A 6,104-nucleotide genomic window follows, 5' to 3' on the forward strand; every position below is an offset into this window, starting at 1 on the left:
TTAGGAATTATCTGTTCGATGTTTACTGCGATCATGGGGACTCGTGCCGTGATCAATCTGATCTATGGTGGACGCCGGGTCGAAAAACTCGCGATATGATAGATCATTAGCTGACGAATTTTACTATGCGATTTTTCAAAAAAGAAAGCCATATCAACTTCATGGGCATGCGCAAGTCGGCGTTTTTGCTGTCGGGCATTCTTATCGCATTGTCATTAGCATCACTTGCTATACGTGGACTGAATTTCGGGATCGACTTTACTGGCGGCACATTAATCGAAGTGGGGTATCCCGAACTGGCGGAACTGGATACCGTTCGGGGTCTTCTTGACTCTTCGGATTTCGATAATGCTGTAGTTCAACATTTTGGTACCACGCAGGATGTTCTGATTCGACTTGTGCCAGAGGAAGGAATGAACAGCGCCGAGATCAGCAGTCGCGTTCTGCAAGTGCTGCAAGCAGGGGGGCAGGAGGTCCAAATGCGTCGTATTGAGTTTGTTGGCCCACAGGTCGGAGATGAACTCAAGGAGGATGGTGGCCTAGCCATGTTGTACGCGCTGATTGGCATCCTAATATATGTCACCCTGCGTTTCGAATCTCGCTTCGCTCTGGGGGCCGTTGCTGCGTTGGTGCATGACGTGACAATTACCTTGGGAGTATTTTCTATCACGCAAATGGGATTTGATCTGACAGTGCTTGCGGCATTGCTCGCCGTCATTGGTTATTCGCTTAACGACACCATTGTTGTTTTTGACCGGGTACGGGAGAATTTCCGCAAGCTGCGCAAGGACACAGCAGTGGACGTGGTTAACATCTCGCTCAATCAGACACTTAATCGTACAATCATGACGTCGTTCACAACCTTACTGGTGTTATCCGCGCTATATGCTTTTGGTGGTGAGATCATTCACGGTTTTGCAACTGCGCTTATCATCGGGGTCTTGATCGGCACGTACTCATCAATCTACGTCGCGAGCCCGATTACACTTGCGTTGGGTATTAGCAAACGCGACCTTATGCCAGTTAAAAAGGAAGGGCACGAACTCGACAGTTTGCCGTAGAAGACCTATCTGCTCTCGCGCCGCAAGTTTTTTTAAACCCAGATCGCGCATGGATGGGGTGCTCTGTTGGCGATCCGTGGTGGCTATTATTGGGGCTCGGAAGGACCGCCTACGTGTACCGCCGTCTAATGTTTCCAAAACGAGATCAAGGGTGCCAGCACACCGAACGGACTAATGCCCGGGTGGCTGATCAGAAACCAGAACGTGTACCAAAGGCAGTTCTGGTTAGCAACTAGCGTGCCGGAACCAATCAAATCCCAATGTGATGAAGATTGTTGCAGATGATCAGATTCTTTTTGCGCGCGAGGCGTTTAGTACCATCGGGGATGTTTTGCTGGTGGCCGGGCACGAGATTTCACCTGCTCAGGTTGCAAACGCCGACGTGCTGCTGGTTCGCTCAGTTACAACGGTTGATAGTGAACTACTTGCCGAGAGCAGCGTTCAGTTTGTTGGAAGCGCGGCTAGCGGTGTCGAGCATATCGACATCAGCCATCTGGAAGATCGGGGAATCGGCTTCGCAAGCGCCGTTGGCGGAAATGCAAACGCGGTTGCCGAGTATGTACTGAGCGCGATCTTCGCTTTACTCGAAAAGCAGACAACAACTCTAAGCGGACAAACCGCAGCCATTATTGGTTGTGGGCGCATAGGGTGCCGAGTTCTAGATAAATTGAATACGATGGGTGTCGACTGTGTCATCAATGATCCCCCCCTAAAGACTAAGACAGGTGATAGGCGATACCTTACGATGGATGTGGTACTGTCGGCGGATATTATCACAGTCCATGTGCCGCTTACCCGGAATGGAGCGTACCCTACGTATCATCTCGTTGACGAAGAGTTTCTTGCTCGTATAAAACCAAACGCAATTCTCATTAACACGGCTCGAGGCGCCGTCGTCGATGACGAAGCGTTGAAAGTAGCTTTAAGAAAAAAAGACAAACCTGCGGTAGTTCTCGATGTGTGGAATCACGAGCCAAAGATTAATGCGGATCTCCTTAAGAATATCGAGATAGGTACACCGCATATTGCAGGATATAGTTTTGATGGAAAGCTCCGGGCCACAGAGATAATTTACACATCGATGTGCGAGTTTTTCAATATAAGACCATTATGGAATTCGAATCGGTATCTATCTAAGCACGCGGCGAACGATTTTAAAATTTCGTGTAGCTTCACTGATGATGAGATCATTCAAATGGCGGTTCTCGCTACCTATGACGTGCGTGGTGATGCTGCATCCTTAAAACAGATGTTAAGGTTGCCACATTATAAGCGAGGTCATTATTTCGAAGACTTACGTACCGAATACCCTCTGCGCCGGGAGTTTCACAGTACTTTGATTTGTCTTCCTAGCAACAAGCGTCGCGTTGCGCGGAAGCTCAGGAGATTAGGGTTCCGCATTGATATCCAAGAGCCTACAGTCATGATGGGGAGTGGTCGGAACGGCTATGGTTAGCATAGGCACGCCTCTGACATCGACGGCAACAAAAATACTTTTGCTGGGTTCAGGCGAGTTAGGCAAGGAGGTAGCAATCGAGGCCCAACGGTACGGCGTTGAGGTTGTGGCGGTGGATCGATACGCAAATGCACCGGCAATGCAAGTTGCTCATCGCTCACACGTCATCTCAATGTTGGACGGTGCTGAACTTCGAAAGGTTGTGGAAGCAGAGCAGCCCACGCTAATCGTACCAGAAATTGAGGCGATCGCGACGGACACGCTCGTTACACTTGAGGAACAAGGTCAGACAGTGATCCCAACGGCTCGGGCTACCCGTCTGACCATGGACCGTGAAGGCATCCGTCGCCTCGCCGCTGAGGAACTGGGGCTGGCAACTTCGCCGTATCGTTTTGCTGATACCGAATCAGAGTACCGCGATGCCATCGATAGACTCGGTATGCCCTGCTTGGTGAAGCCAGTAATGAGTTCATCGGGTAAGGGGCAAAGTGTTATCCGCAGTGATTCTGAGATTGGAGCCGCTTGGAACTATTCGCAGACGGGTGGCCGTGGAATGGGCGGGCGTGTCATAGTTGAGGGACTGGTCGAGTTTGACTATGAGATCACCCTGCTGACGGTACGCTCTAGAGATGGAACAATCTTTTGTCCTCCAATCGGTCATCTTCAAGTGGACGGCGATTTTCGCGAATCGTGGCAGCCTCAGCCCATGACTGAAGGAGTGCGGGCGGAGGCGGAACGAATCGCACAGACAATCACTGACGCTCTCGGCGGGCGAGGATTGTTTGGCGTTGAGCTATTTATTGAAGGAGAACGCGTCTATTTCAGCGAGATCTCGCCACGACCGCATGATACAGGGATGGTCACGCTGATCTCGCAAGATCTTTCTGAATTTGCCCTGCACGTGCGTGCGATTTTGGAATTGCCAATTCCCAATATTCGTCAGTTCGGCGCCGCCGCAGCGTGCGCAATCCTTGCTGAGGGTGATTCCAAGGCGGTGATCTATGGGGACCTCGATCGAGCGCTGGCAGAACCTAACAGCACAATCCGGCTGTTTGGTAAACCGAATGTTTCCGGTAGACGCCGTATGGGTGTTGCGTTAGCGCTTGGTAACACCTTGGAGGAGGCGCGGGCGAAGGCAGGCAAAGTGGCCAATGCTGTTCAAGTCAATTTGTAGTACTGTGGCAGGAGATTTCATTGGTGCGGTGCTCTGGGCCTCAACCATGAATACCCTTCGAAAAAATACGAGGAGGTAAAGACCGTGCGTATCATGCATACCATGCTTCGTGTCGGTGACATGGACCGATCTATTCACTTCTATACGGAAGTCCTAGGAATGAAGGTCCTCCGCAAGCAGGAGTACCCGGATAATCAGTTTACGCTTGCGTTCGTTGGATATGGCGACGAGGTTGACCATGCGGTATTGGAATTAACCTACAATTGGGACCAGGATCGCTATGAGATGGGGGACGCGTACGGGCATATTGCCATCGGTGTTGACGATGTTTACGCGGCGTGCGACGCGATCTGTGAACGTGGCGGAAAGATCGTGCGCGATGCAGGCCCGATGAAAGGAGGCTCAACAGTTATTGCGTTTGTTGAGGATCCGGATGGATATAAGATAGAGTTTCTGGAGGATCCTGCTCAGTAATCGTCGAGCGGTTCAAATTGTTCCGTGGATTGGTCTCATTCTTCTACAGTGATGGTTATTTTCTCTGAGATCACCGGAGAGTCGTGCGGGATGTGGCGGTAGTCCCCTAGGATAAGCTGCAAAGTGTATATCCCCGGGGCCAGCATCAAACGAGTTTCAGTCTGACCTCCGCCAAAGTGCCGGTGGCTCTCGTCCTTGGGGATGGGCCGATCGAGCGTAGGTAGTTTAGAATTGATTAATAAGTGATGATGTCCGGTGTTGGGAATGTCGACGCCTGCGGGTGCGATGCCCATATCTGCGAGGCCAAATCGAACGATCAACGGGCTCTTCGTGACGGCGCCATCTTCTGGCGTTATGAAATAGACATCTGCGCCTTGTGGTGATGGAGTCTGAGCGAATACGTGAAAACCCAAGAACATGAAGCTCATAGGCAAGGCAAGAAAGCGTGCCATGTTATTTCCCGTCCCGATTTGGCTTGGCTCTGCAGTTTATCATAGGGACTTTACAGTTTGACTACATTCGAGGTGTCGAGTACGAAGAATGATAATCTTCCAGCCTTGCATTTAATTGTCCGCTTAGCCCGTGGGGGTTGTTTACTAGTCCGATTGACGTTGATTCCTGAGTCTCAGAAAATAGTTTCCCAATCCGTGCGCGATTCGAGAAATGACTAATAGTCATCCGAGTGCTCAAACAAGTGGCGATCCGCTCGTCAAGATTAGGGGCTTGACGTTTAAACGCGATTCGCGCGTGATTTTTGACAACGTCGATATTGATATACCGCGCGGGAAGATCACGGCGATTATGGGTCCGAGTGGTTGTGGCAAAACCACGATGTTACGCATTATCGGCGGCCAGTTGCGGCCAGAGTCTGGAAGCGTGGTTTTCGATGGCCATGAGGTGCCGGCACTCTCTCGCAGGGCATTATTTACCTTGCGCAAGCGTATGGGCATGCTTTTTCAAAGTGGCGCGCTGCTGACCGACCTTAACGTCTTTGAAAATGTTGCCTTTCCACTGCGCGAACATACGGAGTTGCCTGACTCAATGATCCACGATTTGGTGCTGATGAAGCTTGAGGCAGTGGGATTGCGTGGGGCAAAGCATTTGATGACAAGCCAACTATCGGGCGGGATGCAGCGGCGTGTGGCGCTTGCCCGCGCCATCGCGCTGGATCCCATGATGATCATGTATGACGAACCGTTTACCGGACAAGACCCCATCTCGATGGGCGTTTTAGTTCGGCTAATTAAGCTAATGAAGGATGCCTTGGGGATCACAAGCATCGTGGTGTCCCATGACGTGGAGGAGACGGCGTCGATCTCCGACTATATCTACGTGCTGTCTGCTGGCAAGGTGGTCGGCGAAGGAAGCCCCGAGGCACTCAGGAATTCGACGTCTGAGTGGGTTCGCCAGTTTATGGATGCCCTGCCCGACGGGCCAGTCCCCTTCCATTACCCGGCACCCGACTACGAGGATGATCTCCTGAGCGGAGGGAGGATGTGACGGAGGCGCTGCAAAGCTTAGGCCGTGTTGGTCTCAGGACCTTTGAACGCCTGGGGCGTGGACACATCTTCATGGCTTATGTCCTGGCAGGCGTTCCAGAGATTGTCGTCCGGTGGCGTTTAATTATTCAGCAAATCTACGCCGTGGGCGTGCTGTCGCTGGTGATCATCGTGGTTTCCGGTCTATTTGTCGGCATGGTGCTTGGCCTGCAAGGTTATAATACGTTAGTTGATTTTGGCGCGGAGGAGTCGCTCGGCGTCCTCGTGGCGTTGTCTCTGGTGAGAGAGCTGGGACCCGTGGTATCGGCGCTACTATTTGCTGGTCGGGCTGGATCTGCGTTGACAGCCGAAATCGGGTTGATGAAGGTCACAGAGCAACTTTCAGCCATGGAGATGATGGCGATTGACCCATTACGTAGGGTGGTGGCCCCGCGTTTCCT

General features: G+C 51.7%; 7 protein-coding genes. 6 read left to right on the top strand and 1 reads right to left on the bottom strand.

Translation table 11 applies throughout. The annotated features are described in order from the left end of the window. Window positions 1-125: 125 nt before the first annotated feature. The 4 genes from secF to gloA all read left to right on the top strand — a co-directional run bounded on the left by secF (window position 126) and on the right by gloA (window position 4,165). The gene (secF, locus tag O6944_06055; GenBank protein MCZ6718697.1) at window positions 126-1,061 is read left to right on the top strand and encodes a protein translocase subunit SecF; all 936 of its coding nucleotides are present in this window, start codon (window positions 126-128) and stop codon (window positions 1,059-1,061) included. A gap of 265 nt (window positions 1,062-1,326) precedes the next feature. Further along, the gene (locus O6944_06060; GenBank protein ID MCZ6718698.1) at window positions 1,327-2,517 is read left to right on the top strand and encodes a 4-phosphoerythronate dehydrogenase; all 1,191 of its coding nucleotides are present in this window, start codon (window positions 1,327-1,329) and stop codon (window positions 2,515-2,517) included. Then, window positions 2,510-3,691: a formate-dependent phosphoribosylglycinamide formyltransferase gene (purT, locus tag O6944_06065; GenBank protein MCZ6718699.1), complete on the top strand. Its 1,182-nt coding sequence runs from the start codon at window positions 2,510-2,512 to the stop codon at window positions 3,689-3,691. Before O6944_06060 ends, purT begins: the two co-directional genes overlap by 8 nt. Window positions 3,692-3,775: 84 nt before the next feature. Beyond that, the gene (gloA, locus tag O6944_06070) at window positions 3,776-4,165 is read left to right on the top strand and encodes a lactoylglutathione lyase (GenBank protein MCZ6718700.1); all 390 of its coding nucleotides are present in this window, start codon (window positions 3,776-3,778) and stop codon (window positions 4,163-4,165) included. A gap of 35 nt (window positions 4,166-4,200) precedes the next feature. On the opposite strand, the gene O6944_06075 is transcribed toward gloA, so the two are convergent. Next, window positions 4,201-4,617, bottom strand: a complete 417-nt coding sequence (locus tag O6944_06075) for a DUF4399 domain-containing protein (GenBank protein MCZ6718701.1) — start codon at window positions 4,615-4,617, stop codon at window positions 4,201-4,203. Between the two features lie 211 nt (window positions 4,618-4,828). Between O6944_06075 and O6944_06080 the strand changes: the two genes are divergently transcribed. Both O6944_06080 and O6944_06085 read left to right on the top strand, forming a co-directional pair. Then, entirely contained in the window at window positions 4,829-5,665 is an 837-nt protein-coding gene (locus O6944_06080; GenBank protein ID MCZ6718702.1) for an ATP-binding cassette domain-containing protein, read from the top strand. Next, window positions 5,662-6,104, top strand: a 443-nt coding sequence (locus O6944_06085; GenBank protein MCZ6718703.1) for an ABC transporter permease, incomplete at its 3' end; no start/stop codon positions are given. The genes O6944_06080 and O6944_06085, both read left to right, overlap by 4 nt.

The organism is Gammaproteobacteria bacterium (assembly GCA_027296625.1).
Taxonomy (GTDB): domain Bacteria; phylum Pseudomonadota; class Gammaproteobacteria; order JAKEHO01; family JAKEHO01; genus JAKEHO01.

Coding starts and splice junctions, on each gene's coding strand:
- secF (MCZ6718697.1), top strand. CDS start 126: ATGCGATTTTTCAAAAAAGAAAGCCATATCAACTTCATGGGCATGCGC.
- O6944_06060 (MCZ6718698.1), top strand. CDS start 1,327: ATGAAGATTGTTGCAGATGATCAGATTCTTTTTGCGCGCGAGGCGTTT.
- purT (MCZ6718699.1), top strand. CDS start 2,510: ATGGTTAGCATAGGCACGCCTCTGACATCGACGGCAACAAAAATACTT.
- O6944_06075 (MCZ6718701.1), bottom strand. CDS start 4,617: ATGGCACGCTTTCTTGCCTTGCCTATGAGCTTCATGTTCTTGGGTTTT.
- O6944_06080 (MCZ6718702.1), top strand. CDS start 4,829: ATGACTAATAGTCATCCGAGTGCTCAAACAAGTGGCGATCCGCTCGTC.